General features: G+C 65.5%; 11 protein-coding genes. 5 read left to right on the forward strand and 6 right to left on the reverse strand.

The window, feature by feature from the left end; all coding sequences use genetic code 11:
• Both LC407_RS12105 and LC407_RS12110 read left to right on the forward strand, forming a co-directional pair.
• Entirely contained in the window at positions 1 to 684 is a 684-nt protein-coding gene (locus tag LC407_RS12105) for a DUF2058 family protein (protein ID WP_025876829.1), read from the forward strand.
• Between the two features lie 51 nt (positions 685 to 735).
• Entirely contained in the window at positions 736 to 2808 is a 2073-nt protein-coding gene (locus tag LC407_RS12110) for an acyltransferase family protein (RefSeq protein ID WP_223482875.1), read from the forward strand.
• 70 nt (positions 2809 to 2878) lie between these two features.
• Here the strand turns inward: LC407_RS12110 and metH are convergent, their stop codons facing one another.
• Genes metH through LC407_RS12125 form a run of 3 tightly spaced genes read right to left on the reverse strand, consistent with a single transcriptional unit; the run spans position 2879 to position 7649 of the window.
• Positions 2879 to 5563, reverse strand: a complete 2685-nt coding sequence (metH, locus tag LC407_RS12115) for a methionine synthase (protein ID WP_025876832.1) — start codon at positions 5561 to 5563, stop codon at positions 2879 to 2881.
• A 54-nt stretch (positions 5564 to 5617) separates the two neighbouring features.
• Positions 5618 to 6712 carry a homocysteine S-methyltransferase family protein gene (locus LC407_RS12120; RefSeq protein ID WP_059064614.1) on the reverse strand — a complete coding sequence of 365 codons (1095 nt, stop codon included), beginning with the start codon at positions 6710 to 6712 and terminating at the stop codon, positions 5618 to 5620.
• A gap of 7 nt (positions 6713 to 6719) precedes the next feature.
• A complete protein-coding gene (locus tag LC407_RS12125; RefSeq protein WP_025876836.1) occupies positions 6720 to 7649 on the reverse strand; it encodes a metalloregulator ArsR/SmtB family transcription factor in 930 nt (309 codons plus the stop codon).
• A gap of 135 nt (positions 7650 to 7784) precedes the next feature.
• Here LC407_RS12125 and LC407_RS12130 point away from each other — a divergent pair, with 135 nt between their 5' ends.
• A complete protein-coding gene (locus LC407_RS12130; protein WP_223482876.1) occupies positions 7785 to 8933 on the forward strand; it encodes an acyl-CoA dehydrogenase family protein in 1149 nt (382 codons plus the stop codon).
• A gap of 144 nt (positions 8934 to 9077) precedes the next feature.
• Positions 9078 to 9365 (forward strand): hypothetical protein, encoded by a 288-nt coding sequence (locus LC407_RS12135; protein ID WP_059064613.1) that lies wholly within the window; start codon positions 9078 to 9080, stop codon positions 9363 to 9365.
• Between the two features lie 154 nt (positions 9366 to 9519).
• Here the strand turns inward: LC407_RS12135 and LC407_RS12140 are convergent, their stop codons facing one another.
• From LC407_RS12140 to LC407_RS12150, 3 genes are read right to left on the reverse strand one after another with little or no spacing between them, the layout of a single operon-like run.
• Complete coding sequence (locus LC407_RS12140; protein WP_025876842.1) at positions 9520 to 12693, reverse strand: multidrug efflux RND transporter permease subunit; 3174 nt, start codon at positions 12691 to 12693, stop codon at positions 9520 to 9522.
• A gap of 14 nt (positions 12694 to 12707) precedes the next feature.
• The gene (locus tag LC407_RS12145) at positions 12708 to 13973 is read right to left on the reverse strand and encodes an efflux RND transporter periplasmic adaptor subunit (RefSeq protein ID WP_025876844.1); all 1266 of its coding nucleotides are present in this window, start codon (positions 13971 to 13973) and stop codon (positions 12708 to 12710) included.
• Positions 13973 to 14629: a TetR/AcrR family transcriptional regulator gene (locus LC407_RS12150; RefSeq protein ID WP_223482877.1), complete on the reverse strand. Its 657-nt coding sequence runs from the start codon at positions 14627 to 14629 to the stop codon at positions 13973 to 13975. Before LC407_RS12150 ends, LC407_RS12145 begins: the two co-directional genes overlap by 1 nt.
• Positions 14630 to 14879: 250 nt before the next feature.
• Between LC407_RS12150 and LC407_RS12155 the strand changes: the two genes are divergently transcribed.
• Positions 14880 to 19856 carry an NAD-glutamate dehydrogenase domain-containing protein gene (locus tag LC407_RS12155; protein WP_080148452.1) on the forward strand — a complete coding sequence of 1659 codons (4977 nt, stop codon included), beginning with the start codon at positions 14880 to 14882 and terminating at the stop codon, positions 19854 to 19856.
• The last annotated feature ends 19 nt before the right edge of the window (positions 19857 to 19875 follow it).

Genomic DNA, 19875 nt, shown 5'->3' on the forward strand with positions numbered 1-19875 from the left:
ATGAGCGATACCCTCCGCGACCAGCTGATGGGCCTGGGCTTCAAGCCCGCGCCCAAGCCCGAGCGCAAGAATGATGCCCCCCGCCGTGATGGCCGCCCGCAGGGCAAGGGTGGCGCTGGCAATGGAAAGCCGCAGCACGCTGGCAAGGGCGAACACAAACCCGGCGAGCGGCGGGCGCATGGCAATGGCGGCCCGGGCAGGCCTGGCCAGCAGCGTGGCCAGGGCCACGGGCAGGGGCCGCGCAAGCCGCGTACCGCCGAGGAAATGGATCTGGCCAAGGCTTACGCGATCCGTGCGCAGCGGGAGAAGGAAGAGCGCATCGAGACCGAGCGCCTGAAGCAGGAAGAAGCCCGCCAGCGCCGTGAGGCCAAGGTGAAGCTGGAGGAACTGCTGAAGGACAAGAGCCTCAATGCCGAAGCGGCCGATATCGCGCGCCACTTCCCGTACGGCGGCAAGATCAAGCGCATCTACGTCACCGCCGAGCAGCTCAAGGCACTCAATGCCGGTGAACTGGGCGTGGTCCAGCTCAACGGTCGCTACCTGCTGGTGACGGCTGAAGTCCTGGCCCAGTCTGAAGCGGTGTTCGCCGCTTCGGTGGCGTTGAAGGTCGACCCGAATGCACCGGCCGAGGACGATCCCTACGCCGACCCGCAGTACCAGGTGCCCGACGACCTGGTCTGGTAAGCACAGGATGGCCGCGGCGGGCCCAGTGTCATCGCGGCCGCGAGGGAAGGGATGACCGTTGATCCAAGCCGCGGCTACGTGCCGCACATCGACGGCCTGCGTGCGATTGCCGTGCTGGCCGTCATCGTGTTCCACCTGGACCCGGTCTGGCTGCCGGGCGGGTTCACCGGCGTTGACGTGTTCTTCGTCATCTCCGGCTTCGTGGTCAGTGCCTCCGTACATCGGTTGCCGGCGCTTTCGCTGGGGCAGTCGATGCTGCGCTTCTATGCGCGCCGCATCCGCCGCATCGCACCGGCACTGCTGACCTGCCTGCTGGCGACCGCCGTGGCAAGCGTTCTGTTCATCCCCGAATCCTGGCTCAGCGAGGCCAGCGACAAGACCGGATTGATGGCCTTCTTCGGTTTCAGCAACTGGGTGCTGGCGGCCATCGGCAACGACTATTTCGCGCCCAGGGCCGAGTTCAATCCGTATACCCATACCTGGTCGCTGGGCGTGGAAGAGCAGTTCTACCTGTTGTTCCCGCTGCTGTTCCTGGCTTGGGCGCGCGGCCGGCACGGGCGCTGGATCAGCCTGGGCCTGTTCGCGCTGGTCAGCGTGGCGTCGCTCTCGCATGCCGCCGCGCTGGGCACGCGCGAGGCGCCGCCGCCGTGGGCGTTCTATGCCACCAGTACCCGTCTGTGGCAGCTGGGCGTGGGCGTGCTGCTGTTCCAACTGCTTCATGTGCGCGAACCGCACATTGCGTTGACCGGTCTGCCCGCGAAACGCAGTGCGCCATTGTTCTCGCTGCTGGCCATGTTGTCGCTGGCGCTGCTGGGGTGGGCCCTGTGGTCCGCGCGCGCGGGGCACTCGCCGTGGCCCGACGGTCTGCTGCCGGCTTTCGCCACCGCCGGCCTGCTGTGGTCCCTCCATCATCACCCGCAGGCGTGGATCGGCCGTCTTCTGGCCAGTTCGCCGATGCGCCGCATCGGTCTGCTTTCCTATTCGCTGTACCTGTGGCATTGGCCGGTGTTCGTGCTGATGCGCTGGACCGTCGGCTTGCAGACGCCTGCGCAGATGGCTGCCGCCGTCGGACTGGTGGTGGTGTTGTCCTGGCTGTCCTGGCGCTGGGTGGAACGCCCCTTCCGTGGACCACTCGCGCAGCACCTGACGTCCGCACGCTGGGTAGTCACCGGTGGGGTGGTGCTGCTGTTGGCAGGGGGCATGCAGATGCTGCTGTACGCGCAGGCGCCGCTGCTGTCGTTGAGTACGGTGAGTCGACATCCGGCCGATTGGTACCCCAATGGCAAGAGCGTGGCCCGCGACTACCCGGACTGCGAGCTGGACGTCGGCAAGCACCGTTTCGAAGGAGGCAGTGCACGCACCTTCGCCCGCGGCCAATGCAGCCGTCCGGTGGTCGCAGGCGCGCCGGCGCAGGTATTCGTTGCCGGTGATTCACACGCCATGGCCTATATCGAACTGCTGCAGCGCCTGGCCCTGGATACCGGGACGCAGGTATCGCTGTATGGACGTGGCGGTTGCCCGCAGATCAGCCTGCAGAAGTGGCGAGGCGCCGGCGCTGGCTGTGCTGCGTTCGATGCGGCCGTGCTGGCCGACATCACGCAGCGGGCGCAGCCCGGTGATGTGGTGGTGCTGGTGTCATTGCGGATCCCGCGCCTGTCCGACCAGTTTGTATTGTTCGATGCGCAGGCGCAGCTGGCCGGTGAACTGACGCCGGAAGCCGCCGCCGGACGCGAGGCGGAAGTGGCTGAGTCGATCACGCAGTGGACGCCGTTGGCCGAGCGCGGTGTGCGGATCGTGCTGGAAGCACCCAAGCCAGTCCTGCCGGCGCCACCCTATCGCTGCTCGGACCGCTTCAATGCCCGCAACGAGGTCTGCCGCAACGGCATGGACAGCACCCGCGTGGCCATGGATACCCTGCGTGCCCCCATGCTGGGCAGCCTGCGGCAGGTGGTCGATGGCCTGCCCGGTGCGGTGCTGTGGGACCCATTGCCGGTGCTGTGCGATGCCGCCAAGTGCCCGGCGCAGCGGGAGGGCAGGCCGCTGTACTTCGATGGCGACCACCTCAGCGCATACGGCAATCGCATGTTGTTGCCGTCGCTGCAGCAGGTGCTTCTGCAACCGTGAAACCGGACATGACCCTGCCTTCCTGAGCAATCGCGGGCAGGGCTGGCACCGGGCCAACCCTGTCGGCGGATCATTCCGGATCGTAATCCAGGTTCGAGGCCAGCCAGCGTTCGGCCTGGGCACGGTCCACGCCCTTGCGGCGTGCGTAGTCGGTGACCTGCTCGCGACCGAGGCGGCCGACCACGAAATACTGGCTCTGCGGGTGGCTGAAGTAGTAGCCCGACACCGCCGCGGTCGGCAGCATCGCGAAGCTCTCGGTCAGTTGCATGCCTGCGTTGGTTTCCGCGCCCAGCAGGTCGAACAACCGGCGTTTTTCGCTGTGCTCGGGGCAGGCGGGGTAACCGGGCGCGGGGCGGATGCCGCGGTACTTTTCGTCGATCAGCGCTTCGTTGTCGAGCGTTTCGGCGTGGTCGTACCCCCAGAACCCGGTGCGTACGCGCTGGTGCAGGCGTTCGGCCAGGGCTTCGGCAAAGCGGTCGGCGAGCGCCTTCAGCAGGATTGCGTTGTAGTCGTCGTGGTCGGCCTCGAAACGGGCCACGTGCGCGTCGATGCCGATCCCGGCGGTCACCGCGAAGGCGCCGATCCAGTCCTGCTTGCCGCTGTCGGCCGGAGCGATGAAATCGGCCAGGCAGAAATCCGGGCGTTCGGCGGGCTTGTCCACCTGTTGCCGCAGGAAGTGCAGGGTGGCCTCGCCATCGGGATGCTGCACGCGTACGTCGTCGCCGATGCTGTTGGCAGGCCACAGGCCGAACACGGCCTTGGCCCGCAGCCACTTCTCGTTGACGATGCGGTCGAGCATCGCGCGCGCGTCCTGGTACAGCTCGCTGGCCTGGGTGCCGACGATTTCATCGGTGAGGATGGCCGGGTACTTGCCGGCCAGCTCCCACGCCTGGAAGAACGGCGTCCAGTCGATGTAGGGCACCAGCTCGGCCAGTGGGTAGTCATCGAATACATGCAGGCCCGGCTGCTTCGGTGCGGGTGGCGTGTACGCCTGCCAGTCGCACTGGAACTTCTGGCCACGTGCATGCTCCAGCGACACCAGGCGCTTGGCGTCACCGCGGTTGCGGTGGCGGGTGCGGATCTCGGCGTAGTCCGCCTCGTTGGCGGCGACGAACGCATCCCGCAGCTCGCGCGAGATCAGCGACTGCGCCACGCCCACGGCGCGCGAGGCGTCCTTCACCCAGACCGTCGGGGCTTTGTAGTGCGGGTCGATCTTCAGCGCGGTGTGCGCACGCGAGGTGGTCGCGCCGCCGATCATCAGTGGCAGGTCAAAGCCCTGCCGCTGCATTTCACGGGCGACATGGCTCATTTCTTCCAGCGACGGCGTGATCAGGCCGGACAGGCCGATGATGTCGGCCTGGTGCTCGCGGGCGGCATCGAGGATCTTCTGCGCCGGCACCATCACGCCCAGATCGATCACCTCGAAGTTGTTGCAGGCCAGGACCACGCCGACGATGTTCTTGCCGATGTCGTGCACATCGCCCTTCACCGTGGCCATGATGATCTTGCCGTTGCTCTTGGCGGTGTCGCCGCTGCGGGCCTTTTCGGCTTCGATGTAGGGCAGCAGGTAGGCCACTGCCTTCTTCATCACACGTGCCGATTTCACCACCTGCGGCAGGAACATCTTGCCGGCACCGAACAGGTCGCCGACCACGTTCATGCCGGCCATCAGCGGGCCTTCAATGACGTCCAGCGGGCGGCTGGAACGTTGCCGGGCTTCTTCGGTATCGGCGTCGACCCAGGCATCCAGGCCATGCACCAGTGCATGCGCCAACCGTGCGTCCACCGGCTTCTCGCGCCAGGCCAGGTCTTCGGTCTTCGCCGCGCCCTTGCTGCCCTTGTAGCGCTCGGCGATTTCAAGCAGGCGCTCGGTGGCATCAGAGCGGCGGTTGAGGATCACGTCCTCCACGCGCTCGCGCAGTTCCGGCTCCAGCTCGTCGTAGATCGGCATGGCGCCGGCGTTGACGATGCCCATGTCCATGCCTGCGGCGATCGCGTGGTACAGGAACACCGAGTGGATCGCCTGGCGCACGGTCTCGTTGCCACGGAACGAGAACGAAACGTTGGACACGCCGCCGGACACATGGCAGTGCGGCAGCGTCTGCTTGATGATGCGGGTGGCTTCGATGAAGTCGACCGCGTAGTTGTCATGCTCTTCAATGCCGGTGGCGACGGCGAAGATGTTCGGGTCGAAGATGATGTCCTGTGGCGGGAAGCCGATTTCATCGACCAGCAGGCGATAGGCGCGGGTGCAGATTTCAACCTTGCGTGCGCAGGTGTCGGCCTGCCCGCTCTCATCGAAGGCCATCACCACTGCGGCCGCACCGTAGCGCAGCACTTTGCGCGCGTGCTCGCGGAACAGGTCCTCGCCTTCCTTCAGCGAAATCGAATTGACCACGCTCTTGCCCTGCAGGCACTTCAGGCCAGCCTCGATCACGCTCCACTTGGAGGAATCGACCATTACCGGGATGCGGGCGATGTCCGGCTCGGACATGATCAGGTTGAGGTAGCGGGTCATCGCCGCTTCCGAATCGATCAGGCCCTCGTCCATGTTGACGTCGAGGATCTGTGCGCCGCTGGCCACCTGCTGCCGGGCCACGTCCACCGCTTCTTCGTAACGGCCTTCCTTGATCAGTTTGCGGAACTGCGCGCTGCCGGTGACGTTGGTGCGTTCGCCGACATTGACGAACAGCAGATCCGGGGTGATGACCAGCGGTTCCAGGCCGGACAGGCGGGTAGGGCGGACAGGCGTCATGATCGGCGGCAACTCAGCGGCAACAGGGGGACGTGCGGGAGGGGGTGGAGGTGTTCATGCCGCCTGCACCTGGGCGGCAGGCAGGGCGCGGGGCGGTAGCCCGGCCACCGCCAGCGCGATCGCGCGGATGTGGTCCGGGGTGGAGCCACAGCAGCCGCCGACCAGATTGAGCAGGCCATCTTCGGCAAAGCCACGCAGGGTGGCGGCCATTTCCTCGGGTGTTTCGTCGTACTCACCGAATGCATTGGGCAGGCCGGCGTTGGGATGGGCACTGACGTAGCAGTCCGACACCTGCGACAGGGTTTCCACGTGCGGACGCATGGCATCGGCGCCGAGTGCGCAGTTCAGGCCGATCGACAACGGCCGTGCATGCGCGAGTGACGCCTGGAACGCCTCGGCGGTCTGTCCGGACAGGGTGCGCCCGGAAGCATCGGTGATGGTGCCGGAAATCATGATCGGCAGCCGCGCGCCACGTGCATCGAAGGCCTCCTCGATGGCGTACAGCGCAGCCTTGGCGTTGAGCGTATCGAAGATGGTCTCGACCATGATCGTGTCGGCGCCACCATCGATCAGGCCATCGATGGCTTCGCGGTAGGTGCCGCGCAGCTCATCGAAACTGGTGTTGCGGAAGCCGGGATCATTGACGTCCGGACTGATCGAAGCGGTGCGGCTGGTCGGGCCGAGCACGCCGATGACGAAGCGCGGCTTGTCCGGTGTGGTGGCCGCCACCGCATCGCAGCAGGCACGTGCGACGGCCGCACCCGCCTTGTTCAGCTCGTACACCAGGTGTTCGAGGTGGTAGTCGGCCTGGCTGACGGAGGTGGCGTTGAAGGTGTTGGTTTCCACCAGGTCCGCGCCCGCTTCCAGGTAGGCGGTGTGGATGCCGGCGATGACCTCCGGCCGGGTCAGCAGCAACAGGTCGTTGTTGCCCTTCAGGTCGTGGCCTTCGGGTGTGCCGCCGTGGTCGCAGCCGGGCCCATGGGCGTGGTCGTAACCGCCGGCGAAGCGCTCGCCCCGGTAATCCTCTTCCTGCAGCCCGTGGCGCTGGATCATCGTGCCCATCGCGCCGTCGATGATCAGGATCCGATCACGCAGGGCAGCGAGCAGCGATTCCACGCGTTCCGGGTGCAGCCAGGGCAATGCGGGCATGTCGACCTCAGGGTTTGTTGGCGATCAGCGAGATCACTTCGAAATGCGGCGGGCGCTTTTCGCGGGTGACCGTTTCCAGGTTGGAGACCTGCAGGCCGGCCTTGTCGACGAACTTCTTCAGCTCCTTGTCGCTGAAGCCGAGGTTGACATGGCCATAGGCATCGACCGCGGCTTTGTGCTCGTGGCGGGCCAGGCTGCACAGCAGAAGGCGACCGCCCGGGCGCAGTACGCGCGCGGCTTCGGTGACCGCCTGCGCCGGCTTGCTGGCGTAGGTCAGGGCGTGCATCAGCACCACAAGGTCGAAGCTGCGGTCCTTGAAGGGCAGGGCATGCATGTCGCCCTCGCGGACTTCCACGTTCGGCAGGCGGCGCAGGCGTTCGCTGGCGGCGGCCACCACGCGCGCACTGGTATCGATGCAGACGTAACGCCTGGCGTGCGGGGCGACCAGTTCGGCCAGCACACCGTCGCCGGAGGCGATATCCAGCACGTCGCCGGTTTCCAGCAATGGCAGCGCGGTGCGCGCCAGCGCTTCCCAGGTGCGGCCCGGGGAGTAGTGGCGCTCCATGTCGCCGGCCACGCTGTCGGCCCAGTTCTGGTCAGCCGCGCGGTGGGCGAGCACCGCCGCTACGCGTTCAGCATCCTGGCGCAGCAACGGGTCATCGCTTCCGTTGCTCAGGGCATGCCACAATGCACGCTGCGCCGGGTCCAGCTGGGCTTCGTCGAAGCGGTAGTAGGCCGACACGCCCGCACGGCGGTCGCGCACAAGGCCGGCTTCCTTCAGGCGCGCCAGATGAGTCGATACCCGCGGCTGCGCCAACCGGGTGATGGCCGAAAGCTCGGCCACGGTCAGCTCTTCCTGCTCCAGCAGCGCCAGCAGGCGCACGCGGGTAGCATCGGCGAACACCTTCAGGCGGGTCGACCAGTCTTCCAGATCCATAAACATCTACCTATCGCGATATAGAGATATATTCGCTGACGGGGGGCTGCCCGGTCAAGCCGCCGCCAGGGTCGAGTCAGCCGCCAATGCCCCGCCCCCGGTACAATCGGCGAACCATTTTCCCGGGAGGGTGTTGTGGATTTCAGCTTTACCGAAGAGCAGTTGATGCTGCAGGACGTTGCGCACCGGATCGCGCAGGAAAAGATCGCCCCGAGCGCGGAGCACCATGACCGTACCGGTGAGTTCCCGCTGGACAACATCCGCCTGCTGGGCGAGAACGGCCTGATGGGCATCGAAGTGCCGACCGAATACGGTGGCGCGGGCATGGACCCGATCGCGTACGTGCTGGCGATGGTGGAGGTCGCCGCCGGTGATGCTGCGCATTCGACCATCATGTCGGTCAACAATTCGCTGTTCTGCAACGGCATCCTGACCCATGGCAGCGAAGCGCAGAAGCAGAAGTACGTGCGCGCCATCGCCGAAGGCGAGGCCATCGGTGCATTCGCGCTGACCGAGCCACAGTCGGGCTCGGACGCAACTGCCATGCGTTGCCGCGCGGTCAAGCAGGCCGACGGCAGCTATGTCATCAATGGCAAGAAGAGCTGGATCACTTCCGGCCCGGTGGCCAAGTACATCGTGCTGTTCGCGATGAGCGAGCCGGACAAGGGCGCGCGTGGCATCACCGCGTTCATGATCGACACCGACAAGGCCGGTTTCGGCCGCGGCAAGACCGAACCGAAGCTGGGCATCCGTGCCTCGGCTACCTGCGAGATCGAGTTCAACGATTACGTGGCGCAGCCAGAAGACGTGCTGGGGCAGGAAGGCGAGGGCTTCAAGATCGCCATGGGCGTGCTTGACGCCGGCCGCATCGGCATTGCCTCGCAGGCGATCGGTATTGCCCGTGCCGCCTATGAAGCGACCCTGGAGTACGTGAAGGACCGCAAGGCCTTCGGTGCGGCCATCGGTACGTTCCAGATGACCCAGGCGAAGATTGCCGACATGAAGTGCAAGCTGGATGCGGCGCTGCTGCTGACCCTGCGTGCGGCATGGGTGAAGGGCGAGGGCAAGCGCTTCAGCAACGAGGCCGCCATCGCCAAGCTGACCGCTTCGGAAGCTGCAATGTGGATCACCCACCAGGCCGTACAGATCCATGGCGGCATGGGCTATTCCAAGGAAATGCCGCTGGAGCGCTACTTCCGTGATGCCAAGATCACCGAGATCTACGAAGGCACCTCTGAAATCCAGCGCCTGGTGATTGCCCGCAACGAAACCGGGCTGCGTTGATTTTCCTGCGCCGCGCCGCTGCAATGGCGGCGCGGCAGTAGATCCACGCCATGCGTGGATGGCGTTGTGCCCAGATGGCATGCCCCTCTGGCTTTCCAGGATGCATGCTGCTGCAATGCGGATCGTTTTTTCTGGAGATACCGCATGATCTACCGCGGCTGGGGCTTCATGACGCTGGTGACGCCGATCGCAGGCATCCTGTTGCTGGCGTACTTCTTCCCGCACGACGGCGCCAAGGGCAACATCCCGCTGCAGCAGGTGCTGCTGGGTGGTGGCATCGGTGCGGCAGTGAACGTGCTGCTGGGCCTGTGGCTCAACCGTGCGCCGCGGCTGAAGGGGGAGGCCGCACCCCATCATTTCTTCTTCGTGCCGATGCAGTGGGTCGCATTGGTGATCGTTGCAGTGTGCGTGATGATCTCGCTGCTGCGCTGACACGTCGCCTTGGAGAGCGCCAACCAAGGTTGGCGGCTACCGGGCATGCCGCTGCTTTGGTAGATGCCATCCTTGGTTGGCATGGATTCAAAAGCAGCAAAGAAAAAGGCCCCGGATCGCTCCGGGGCCTTTCTCATTTCAACTTACCGTCGGATCAACGATCCGGGCGGTGGGCGCTTTCCGCATCACGCTGGCGGCCGAGGAATTCCTTCGACGGTTCATCCAGCTTGTCGCCCAGCATGCGGCGCACGACCACGAAGAACACCGGGATCATCAGCAGGCCGAGCAGGGTGGCGAACAGCATGCCGCCGATCACGCCGGTACCGATGGCGTGGCGCGAGTTGGCGCCGGCACCGGTGGAGATCGCCATCGGGATGACGCCCATGATGAACGCGAAGGACGTCATCAGGATCGGGCGGAATCGCAGGCGCGCCGCTTCGATGGTGGCATCGCGCAGGGTCTTGCCCGCCGCACGCTGCTCCACCGCGAACTCCACGATCAGGATCGCGTTCTTCGCGGCCAGGCCGATCACCGTGATCAGGCCGATCTTGAAGAACAGATCGTTCGGCAGGCCACGCATCATCGACAGGGCGAGTGCGCCCAGAACGCCAAGCGGTACCACCAGCAGCACCGCCACCGGGATCGACCAGCTTTCATACAGCGCGGCCAGGCACAGGAACACCACCACGATGGACAGCACCAGCAGCAGCGTCGCGGCGTTGCCTGCCAGGATTTCCTGGTAGGACAGGCCGGACCAGTCGTAGCCGAAGCCCGCCGGCAGGTCGTCGTTGACGATGCCTTCCATGGTCTGCATCGCTTCACCCGAGCTGGTGCCCGGTGCCTGCGAGCCGACGATGTTGATCGCCGAGTAGCCGTTGTAGCGGCTCAGCGACGGCGGTGCCGAGACCCATTCGGACTTGACCACCGTGCTCAACGGAATCATCGCGTTGGTGCCATCGGCATTGGTGGTCAGGCTGGACGGGCTGTAGAAGCTCTTCAGCGACTCCTGGCCAGTGCGGTATGGACCATCAGCCTGCATGGTCACGCGCTTGATGCGGCCTTCGTAGAAGAAGTCGTTGACGTACACCGGGGCCAGCATCAGCTGGATGGTGCTGTACACGTCCGACACCGACATGCCCATCGACTGCGCCTGCACGCGGTCCACGTGCAACTGCAGCTGCGGGGCGTTTTCCAGGCCGTTCGGGCGCACGCCCACCAGGTGGTCCGGCTTCTGCGCGGCCTGGCCGAGCAGGATGTTGCGGGCCTGGGTCAGCTGCTCGTAACCGGCACCGCTGCGGTCCTGCAGCCACATGTCGAAGCCACCGAACTGGCCAAGGCCCTGCACGGTCGGCAGGTTGACCACGAAGATCTGCGCTTCCTTGATGCCGTAGAACGCGCCGTTCATGTTCTGGATGAATTCCGGAGCAGTGAACTTGCGCTCTTCCCACGGCTTCAGGCGGATGAAGCCCATGCCCACGTTCTCGCCGGAACCGACGAAGCTGAAGCCGGCCACCTGCAGCATGCCTTCATAGCCATCCTGCTTTTCCAGGATGCCGCGCATCTGTGCGAACGCTTCGTTGGTCTGGCTCTTGGTCGAGCCCGGCGGCAACTGCACGATCGCCAGTGCATAGCCCTGGTCTTCCTCAGGCAGGAAGCTGCCCGGCATGCGGGTGAACAGGAAACCGCACAGCGCGGTCAGCACCACGAACAGGATCATCCAGCGTGGTGCATGGCGCACCGCCGAGGTGATGTGGCCCACATAGGTGTGGCTGATCTTGTCGTAGTACTTGTTGAAGGTGCGGTAGACGATGTTCGGGTTGTCGTTGTGCGTCGGCTTGAGGAACGTCGCGCACAGTGCCGGGGTGAAGCCCAGCGCCAGGAACGCCGAGAACGCCATCGAGATGGCGATGGTCAGGGCGAACTGCTTGTAGATCTCACCGGCCGCACCGCCCTGCAGGGCGGAGGGGATGAACACCGCCGCCAGCACGACGGTGATGGCCACCACCGCGCCGGTGATCTGGGTCATCGCCTTCTGCGTGGCCGGCTTCGGCGCCAGGCCTTCCTCGGTCATGATGCGTTCGACGTTCTCGATCACCACGATCGCGTCATCGACCACGATGCCGATCGCCAGCACCATCGCAAACAGGGTCAGCTGGTTGATCGTGAAGCCGATCATCCACATGCCCAGGAACGTACCCAGCAGGGCCACCGGGATGACCAGGGTCGGGATCAGGGTGGCGCGGAAGTTCTGCAGGAAGATCAGCATCACCAGGAACACCAGCAACACCGCTTCGAACAGGGTCTTGACCACTTCCTGGATCGAGATCTTGACGAAGGTGGTGCTGTCGTACGGCGAGAACCAGGTGACGCCGGCCGGGAAGCTGGGCTGCAGCTCGTCCATCTTGCCGCGCACCGCCTCGGCCACGTTCAGGGCGTTGGCGCCCGGCAGCAGCTGGATGGCGAAGGCGCCGGTGGGCTTGCCGTTGTACTGGGTATCGAAGCCGTAGTTGTTGGCACCGAAGGCGACGCGGGCGATGTCCTTCAACAGCACGCGCGAGCCATCGGCATTGGCGCGCAGGATGATGTTCTCGAACTCCTGCGGCGAGCTGAAGCGGCCTTCGGCCGACACCGTGGCGGTGAAGTGCTGGCCTTCCGGCGACGGGTCGGAGCCCAGCGCACCGGCGGCGAACTGCACGTTCTGCGCGCGTACCGCCGCCAGCACCTGGCTGGCCGACAGGCCATAACCCTGCATCTTTTCCGGGTTGAGCCAGATGTTCATGGCGTACTCGGAACCGAACTGCTGGGTGCTGCCGACGCCGGGGATGCGCGAGACCTGGTCGAGCACGCGCGAACCGACGATGTCGTTCAGTGCGTCACGGTTGATCGTCGGCGTATCGGACTGCAGCGCCACCACCATCAGGAAGCCGGCGTTGGCCTTGGCCACCACCACACCCTGCTGGGTGACTTCCGAAGGCAGTCGCGGCGTGGCCAGCGAGACCTTGTTCTGCACCTGCACCTGGGCGATGTCCGGATCGGTACCGGTCTCGAAGGTCAGGGTGATCGAGGCGCGGCCGTTGGAGGCCGATGAGGAGCTGAAGTACAGCAGGTGATCGATGCCGGTCAGCTGCTGCTCGATCACCTGGGTGACCGATTTCTCCGTGGTATCCGCACTTGCACCCGGGTAGGTGGCCGAGACGGTCACCTGCGGCGGGGCGATGTTGGGGTAGGACTCCACGCCGAGGTTGAGGATCGCGATCACGCCGCTGAGCGAGATCAGGATCGCCACCACCCAGGCGAAGACTGGATGTTCGATGAAAAATTTAGGCATGACGGAAGGTCCCGTTACTGCTTGTTCGATTCGGTGGCGGCCGGCTCGGCCTTGTCGGCCTGGTCAGCCTTGGCCGGTGCCTTGGCGTCGGCCGGAGCTGCGGCAGGCGCGCCCGGAGCAGCACCGCCGGCGGCAGGCTTGCCGTTGGCGTCCTGGCCCGGGGTCCACGGCTTGGCCGTGGCCGGCGTACCTTCCTTGACCTTCTGCACGCCGGCGACGACCACCTTGTCACCCGCGGCCAGGCCCTCGCTGACCAGCCAGTTGCCGTTCTGCGCGCCGTCGGTCTTGACGTTCTTGCGGACGACCTTGCCGTCGGCACCCACCACCATCACATAGCCGCCGTTGGTGTCACGCAGCAGGGCCTGCTGCGGCACCAGGTAGGCATTGTTGCGCTCGCCCAGGTTGGCCTGGAAGCTGACGAAGGCGCCCGGCAGCAGGATCTTCTGCGGGTTCGGCAGCACCGCGCGCAGCGACACCGCGCCGGTGGCCGGGTCGACCGTGGTCGAGGAGAAGTCCAGCGTGCCCGGCTCGCTGTAGGTGCTGCCGTCGGCCAGCTTGACGTTGACCGTGGCCTTGCCGTCGCCGGACAGGGCCAGGGTGCCCTTGGCCTGCTGCGCACGCAGCTGGGTCAGTTCATCCACGCTCAGCGAGAAGTTCACGTACAGCGGGTCGAGCTGGTCCACGGTGGTCAGCAGGGTCACATCGCCCTGGCCGACCAGCGCGCCTTCGGTGACCTGCTGCTTGTTGGCCACGCCACTGATCGGGGCGGTGACTTCGGTGTAGCCCAGGCTGATGCGTGAGGACGTAACGGTGGCTTCGGCCTGCTTGACCGCGGCCAGCGCGGTGCGCTCGGCCGACTCGGCATTGTCCAGGTCGGCCTTGGACACGAACTTCTGCGGCGCCAGCGAACGGGCGCGGTCAGCGGCGACCTTGGCGTTGGCGTAGGTCGCGCGGGCCGAAGCCAGCTGGGCCTCGGAGGCGTTGAGCGAGGCGCGCAGGGGCGCCGGGTCGATCAGGAACAGGGTCTGGCCCTGCTTGACCTCGCTGCCTTCCTGATAGACGCGCTTGAGCAGCACGCCGGGCACGCGGGCGCGCACATCGGCGCTGCGGAACGGCGACAGGCGACCGACCAGCTCGCGCTGCAGCGGCAGGGTCTGCGGCTTGGCGTCGATCACGCCCACCTCCGGCGGTGGGGGCGTCGGCTGTTCCGGCTTCTTGCAGGCAGCTACGGCGACAGCAACGGCGCACGTCAAGGCAAGGGTGCGGAGTGGGGCGGTCATCAGGAGGAACTCCGGGGTTGGTTTGAAGACGGGGCCGGCGAGGGCTGCGGCGCGAACGCGCGCAGGAAGCCATCGACGGAGAACTCTGCCCAGCGCCGACGCAATGCAGCGTCATCACGATGGGGGGTATGGAAGCGCTGTTTGTCGAAATCCTGACCGGCAATCATGCTCAGCAGCAGTTCGGCCATGAAGTGCGGGTCGTCATGCCGCAGCAGCCCGCGACTGCAAACGGTTTCAATCCATTCAGCAAGATGAAGTGTCAACGCGCCGGCGCCATGCCGGTACAGCGTACGCGCCTCTTCGGGAAACTGTGCTGCATCGGCGGCGATCAGGCGGCAGGCCTGGCCGACGTGGGGCTGGTTGAAGTGCTCCAGGAAGTCGGTGGCGAACTGCAGCAGGCTGCCACGCAGGTCGTCACCGCGGAGTGCACGCAGCATGGCCCCGGTGGCGTGGTCGACGTGGCGCTGCATCACCCGCCGCAGCAGGGCCTGCTTGTTGCCGTAGCGCGAGTACAGGGTCTGCTTCGAGCAGCCTGCATGCTGGGCGACCGCGTCCATGCTCATCTGCATGCCCTGTCGGGCAAGCAGTTCGCGCACGGCGTCGAACACGCGCTCATCACGCGCGTCGAGGGCGACAGGAAGGTAGGCCGGATTCACGCGGTGGACTATACCGTCCAGTTCAGGATTGTGGAATCGCGCCGATGTTGCCGCATGTGTCTTCCGGTAACACGTTTTGCCGATCCTGTCGGCAACGCTGCGCCACTGCGATGCCCATACCGGTGCGAACTGAATAGGGCGTCTAAACCGCAGCAAACCCGAATCTGGTTATTCCGTCCTGCAGCAAGGCCTTTTCGTGCGGTAGGGCTACAATTTCATTTTCCCAACTGAGCAAGCGCGCCGCTCTGCCATGAAACCGCAAAAAACCGCAGCCAAGACCGTGAAAAACAAAAGCAAACCAGTTGAGTCGGAGGTCGCAGTGACCGCTGGTTTCTCCCTGGAGCCGGTGTACACGGCCTTGCGCAAGCGTTACCCCGCGGCCGCCCAGGCCGAGGCAGTGGCATTCGCAGCCGATTTCTACAAGCGCATGGAGGCCGACGAGTTCCCCCATCACAGCGCTGAGGAGTGGGCCGCGCTCGCAGCCGAAACGCTGGAATTCGCCCGTGCCCGCAAGGCCGGCAAGGCCAATGTCCGCGTGTTCAATCCGACGGCGAAGGCCAACGGTTGGGAATCGCCGCACACCGTGCTGCAGATCATCAACGACGACATGCCGTTCCTGGTCGACACCGTGACCATGTCGCTGGCCGAGCATGGCGTTGGCGTGCATGTGCTGGGCCACCCGGTGCTGCATTTCACCCGTGACAAGGCCGGCAAGCTGACCAAGGTCGGCGAGGGCCAGCTGGAATCGGTGATGCTGCTGGAGATCGACCGCCAGCCGGCCGAAGCCATGGCAGACATCGAGCAGGCCATCAACAAGGCGCTGGATGAAGTGCGCGCCATCGTGCGCGACTGGCAGCCGATGCAGGACAAGGCGCTGGCGCTGGCCGACGACCTTGGCAGCCGCCAGCTGCCGGTCGACGCTGCCTCGCGCAAGGAAGCACAGGAATTCCTGCGCTGGGCCGCCGACAACCACTTCACCTTCTTCGGCTACCGCGAGTACCGCGTCGAGAAGCAGGGCAAGGAAGACGTGCTGGCGCCGCTGAACGACACTGGCCTGGGCCTGATGCGCGGCAAGGACAAGTCCGCTGCACGTCCGGTCAAGACCCTGGCCGCGCAGGGCCTGAACACCACGTCCGGGCTGAAGGACGCGCTGATCCTGACCAAGACCAATGCCCGTTCGCGCGTGCATCGTGCCGGTTACATGGATTACATCGGCGTGCTGGAATTCGACGCCAAGGGCAGGATCATCGGCGAACAGCGCTTCCTCGGCCTGTTCACCTCCAGCGCCTACAACCGCCGCCCGTGGGAAATCCCGCTGGTGCGCCAGCGCTACGAACACGTGATGAAGCAGTCCGGCCTGGCCGGCTCCAGCCATAGCGGCAAGGCCCTGCGCCACATCCTGGAAACCCTGCCGCGCGAAGAACTGTTCCAGTCCAGCGAGGATGAACTGTTCCGCACCGCGATGGGCGTGCTGGGTCTGCAGGAGCGCGTGCGCAGCCGCCTGTTCCTGCGTCGCGACAAATACAGCCGTTTCATTTCCGCGCTGGTCTACCTGCCGCGCGAGCGTTTCAACACCGACGTGCGCCTGCGCATCGAAGCGATGCTCAAGGAAGCGCTGCACGGCGAGTACGTGGACAGCTCGGTGGTGCTGGGTGAATCGCCGTTGGCCCAGGTGCACCTGATCGTGCGTCCGAAGCCGGGCGAAATGCTCGACGTCGACACCGCCGAACTGGAGCAGAAGCTGGCCCAGGTGCTGCGCAACTGGCAGGACGACCTGCGCGAAGCGCTGGTCACCCGCCATGGCGAAGCCGAAGGCCTGCGCATTGCTGCGCGTATCGGCAAGGCGCTGCCGGCCGGTTACATCGAAGACAACAGCACCGCCGTTGCCGCCAACGATGTCAGCCAGCTCGATGCGCTGACCGGCCCGGACGACCTGCGCCTGAGCCTGCAGGCCGTGCCGCGCGAATCCGGCGATGGCCTGCGCCTGAAGCTGTATCGCCAGCTGGATGACATCCCGCTGTCGGACGCGCTGCCGATGATGGAAAACATGGGCCTGCGCGTGATCGCCGAGCGTCCGTACCGCCTGTCGGTGGACAACGCGCCGGTGTACGTGCAGGACTTCGAGGTCGAGTCGACCGCTGGTGCGATCGATGCGGCCAGCGTCGATGAAGCCTTCGGTGAGACCTTTGCCCGCGTCTGGCACGGCGATGCCGAGAACGATGGCTTCAACCGCCTGGTGCTGGCTGCCGGCCTGCACTGGCGCCAGGTCGCCATGCTGCGTGGCTACTGCAAGTACCTGCTGCAGACCGGCGTGCCGTTCTCGCAGGCTTACGTCGAAGGCACCTTCACCCGCTACCCGTTGCTGGCACGCCTGCTGGTGGAACTGTTCGAAGCCCGCTTCGATCCGGCCACCGGCCATGAAAGCAAGGAAGACATCGCCGCCGGCCAAGCGCAGCTGAAAGCCCACCTCGAGGTGCTGGCTGCCGGCGACGAGGCCACCCTGAAAGTGCTCAAGACCGTGGTCGACGCCCGCAAGGGTGACCGCGATGCGCAGATGCAGGCCGCGCGCGAAGCGCTGCTTAAGCTGATGGACCGCGTGTCGAGCCTGGACGAGGACCGTATCCTGCGTTCCTTCATGGGCGTGATCGATGCGACCCTGCGCACCAGCTACTACCAGACCGATGCCAATGGCCAGCACGGCCATGTCATCAGCTTCAAGTTCGATTCGGCCCTGGTGCCGGACCTGCCCAAGCCGCGCCCGTACCGCGAAATCTTCGTGTATGGCCCGCGCGTGGAAGGTACCCACCTACGCTTCGGTGCCGTCGCCCGTGGCGGCCTGCGCTGGTCGGATCGCCGCGAAGACTTCCGTACCGAAGTGCTGGGCCTGGTCAAGGCGCAGATGGTCAAGAACACCGTCATCGTGCCGGTCGGCGCGAAGGGCGGCTTCTTCGCCAAGATGCCGCCGGTGAACGGCGATCGCGATGCGATCTTCGCCAACGGCGTGGCCTGCTACAAGCTGTTCATCCAGGGCCTGCTGGACATCACCGACAACATCGTCAACAACAAGATCGTGCCGCCGGTGGATGTCGTGCGCCATGACATGGACGATCCGTACCTGGTGGTGGCCGCCGACAAGGGCACCGCGACCTTCTCCGACATCGCCAACGGCCTGGCCATCGCGCACGGCTTCTGGATGGGCGATGCGTTCGCCTCCGGCGGTTCGGTCGGTTACGACCACAAGGGCATGGGCATCACCGCGCGCGGCGCATGGGAGTCGGTCAAGCGCCACTTCCGTGCACTGGGCCGTGACAGCCAGACCCAGGACTTCACCGCGGTTGGCGTCGGCGACATGTCCGGCGACGTGTTCGGCAACGGCATGCTGCTGTCGCGCCACATCCGCCTGGTCGCTGCGTTCGACCACCGCCACATCTTCCTGGACCCGAACCCGGATGCAGCGACCACGTTCGTCGAACGTGAGCGTCTGTTCACCGTGCCGCGTTCGAGCTGGGCGGACTACGATGCCAAGCTGATCAGCAAGGGCGGCGGCGTGTATCCGCGCAGCCTGAAGTCGATCGAGATCACCCCGCAGGTGCGTGAAGCGCTGGGCCTGGACGAGAACGTCAAGGCGCTGTCGCCGAACGATCTGATGAGCGCGATCCTGAAGGCACCGGTCGACCTGCTGTGGAACGGCGGCATCGGTACCTACGTCAAGGCCGCCAGCGAGCAGCACAGCGATGTCGGCGACCGCGCCAACAACGCCCTGCGCGTGAATGGTGGCGAGCTGCGCTGCAAGGTGGTGGGCGAGGGCGGCAACCTGGGCATGACCCAGCTGGGCCGCATCGAAGCTGCCCAGGCCGGCGTGCTGCTCAACACCGACTTCATCGACAACTCGGCCGGTGTGGATACCTCCGACCACGAAGTCAACATCAAGATCCTGCTCAACGATGTGGTGCGGGCCAAGAAGCTGACCGTCGAGCAGCGCAACAAGCTGCTGGCGTCGATGACCGACGAAGTCGCCGCGCTGGTGCTCAACGACAACTACCGCCAGAACCAGGCCCTGAGCCTGATGGAGCGGATGGCGGTCAAGCGCCTGGGTTCCAAGCAGCACTTCATCCGCACCCTGGAACAGCAGGGCCTGCTGGATCGCCAGATCGAGTTCCTGCCGTCCGACGCCGAGCTGTCCCAGCGCAAGGCACGCGGCCAGGGCCTGACCCGTCCGGAACTGTCGGTGCTGCTGTCCTATTCCAAGCTGGTGGCGTTCGCGCAGCTGCTGGATTCGGACATCCCGGAAGATCCGTACCTGTCCAAGGAACTGCAGCGCTACTTCCCGACGCCGCTGCAGAAGAAGTACGCCGACGCGATGGAGCGTCACCGCCTGAAGCGCGAAATCATCGCCACGGCCGTGACCAACCAGACCATCAACCGCATGGGCGCCACCTTCCTGATGCGCATGCAGGAAGACACCGGCCGCTCCATTGCCGAGGTAGCCAAGGCCTACACCATCAGCCGCGAAACGCTGGACGCACGCGCGCTGTGGGCACAGATCGACGCTCTTGATGGCACGCTGCCGGAGTCGGTGCAGATCGACGCGCTGGAAGTGATCTGGAAGCTGCAGCGTTCGTTCGTACGCTGGCTGCTGTCGCGCCCGGGCCCGATGCCGGGCATCACCGAGGCGGTCAACCGCTACCAGGGTCCGTTCAACGACATCCGTGTTGCTTCGGGTGTGCTGCCGGATTCGCAGCGTCCGACCTACGAAGCCCTGGTGGCCGAGTGGAAGGAAAAGGGCCTGCCGTCGGCGCTGGCACAGCAGCTGGCCGAACTGCACTTCCTGGAACCGGCGTTCGACATCATCGAACTGGCCCGTACCCGCAAGCTGAAGCCGGTGGATGTCTCCAAGATCCACTTCCGCCTGGGCGACGCCCTGCAGCTGCCGTGGCTGTTCGAGCAGATCGACGCGCTGGAGGTCAACGGCCGCTGGCACGCGGTGGCACGTGGCGTGCTGCGCGACGAACTGGCCGCACACCACCGCAGCCTGGCCGGCCAGGTGCTGGCCACCAAGGGCAGCACCGCTGAAGCCAAGGTGGCCGCGTGGATCGGTCGAGACGACAGCAGCCTGCGCTTCACCCTGGCGATGCTGGCCGAACTGGCCGAGCAGAAGACCCTGGACTACCCGACCGTTTCGGTCGCGGTGCAGCGCCTGGGTCAGCTCGCTGCCCACGGCGCGTAAGTGATGTAGTGCCAGGCCA

Origin of the sequence: Stenotrophomonas sp. OVS01A (genome assembly GCF_019969775.1) — a bacterium.
Taxonomy (GTDB): Bacteria; Pseudomonadota; Gammaproteobacteria; order Xanthomonadales; family Xanthomonadaceae; genus Stenotrophomonas; species Stenotrophomonas indicatrix.

What these genes read in the sequence shown, in the direction of transcription:
- LC407_RS12155 (WP_080148452.1), top strand. Translation starts at nt 14,880, where the DNA reads ATGAAACCGCAAAAAACCGCAGCCAAGACCGTGAAAAACAAAAGCAAA.
- LC407_RS12140 (WP_025876842.1), bottom strand. Translation starts at nt 12,693, where the DNA reads ATGCCTAAATTTTTCATCGAACATCCAGTCTTCGCCTGGGTGGTGGCG.
- LC407_RS12135 (WP_059064613.1), top strand. Translation starts at nt 9,078, where the DNA reads ATGATCTACCGCGGCTGGGGCTTCATGACGCTGGTGACGCCGATCGCA.
- LC407_RS12145 (WP_025876844.1), bottom strand. Translation starts at nt 13,973, where the DNA reads ATGACCGCCCCACTCCGCACCCTTGCCTTGACGTGCGCCGTTGCTGTC.
- LC407_RS12120 (WP_059064614.1), bottom strand. Translation starts at nt 6,712, where the DNA reads ATGCCCGCATTGCCCTGGCTGCACCCGGAACGCGTGGAATCGCTGCTC.
- metH (WP_025876832.1), bottom strand. Translation starts at nt 5,563, where the DNA reads ATGACGCCTGTCCGCCCTACCCGCCTGTCCGGCCTGGAACCGCTGGTC.
- LC407_RS12125 (WP_025876836.1), bottom strand. Translation starts at nt 7,649, where the DNA reads ATGGATCTGGAAGACTGGTCGACCCGCCTGAAGGTGTTCGCCGATGCT.
- LC407_RS12110 (WP_223482875.1), top strand. Translation starts at nt 736, where the DNA reads ATGACCGTTGATCCAAGCCGCGGCTACGTGCCGCACATCGACGGCCTG.
- LC407_RS12105 (WP_025876829.1), top strand. Translation starts at nt 1, where the DNA reads ATGAGCGATACCCTCCGCGACCAGCTGATGGGCCTGGGCTTCAAGCCC.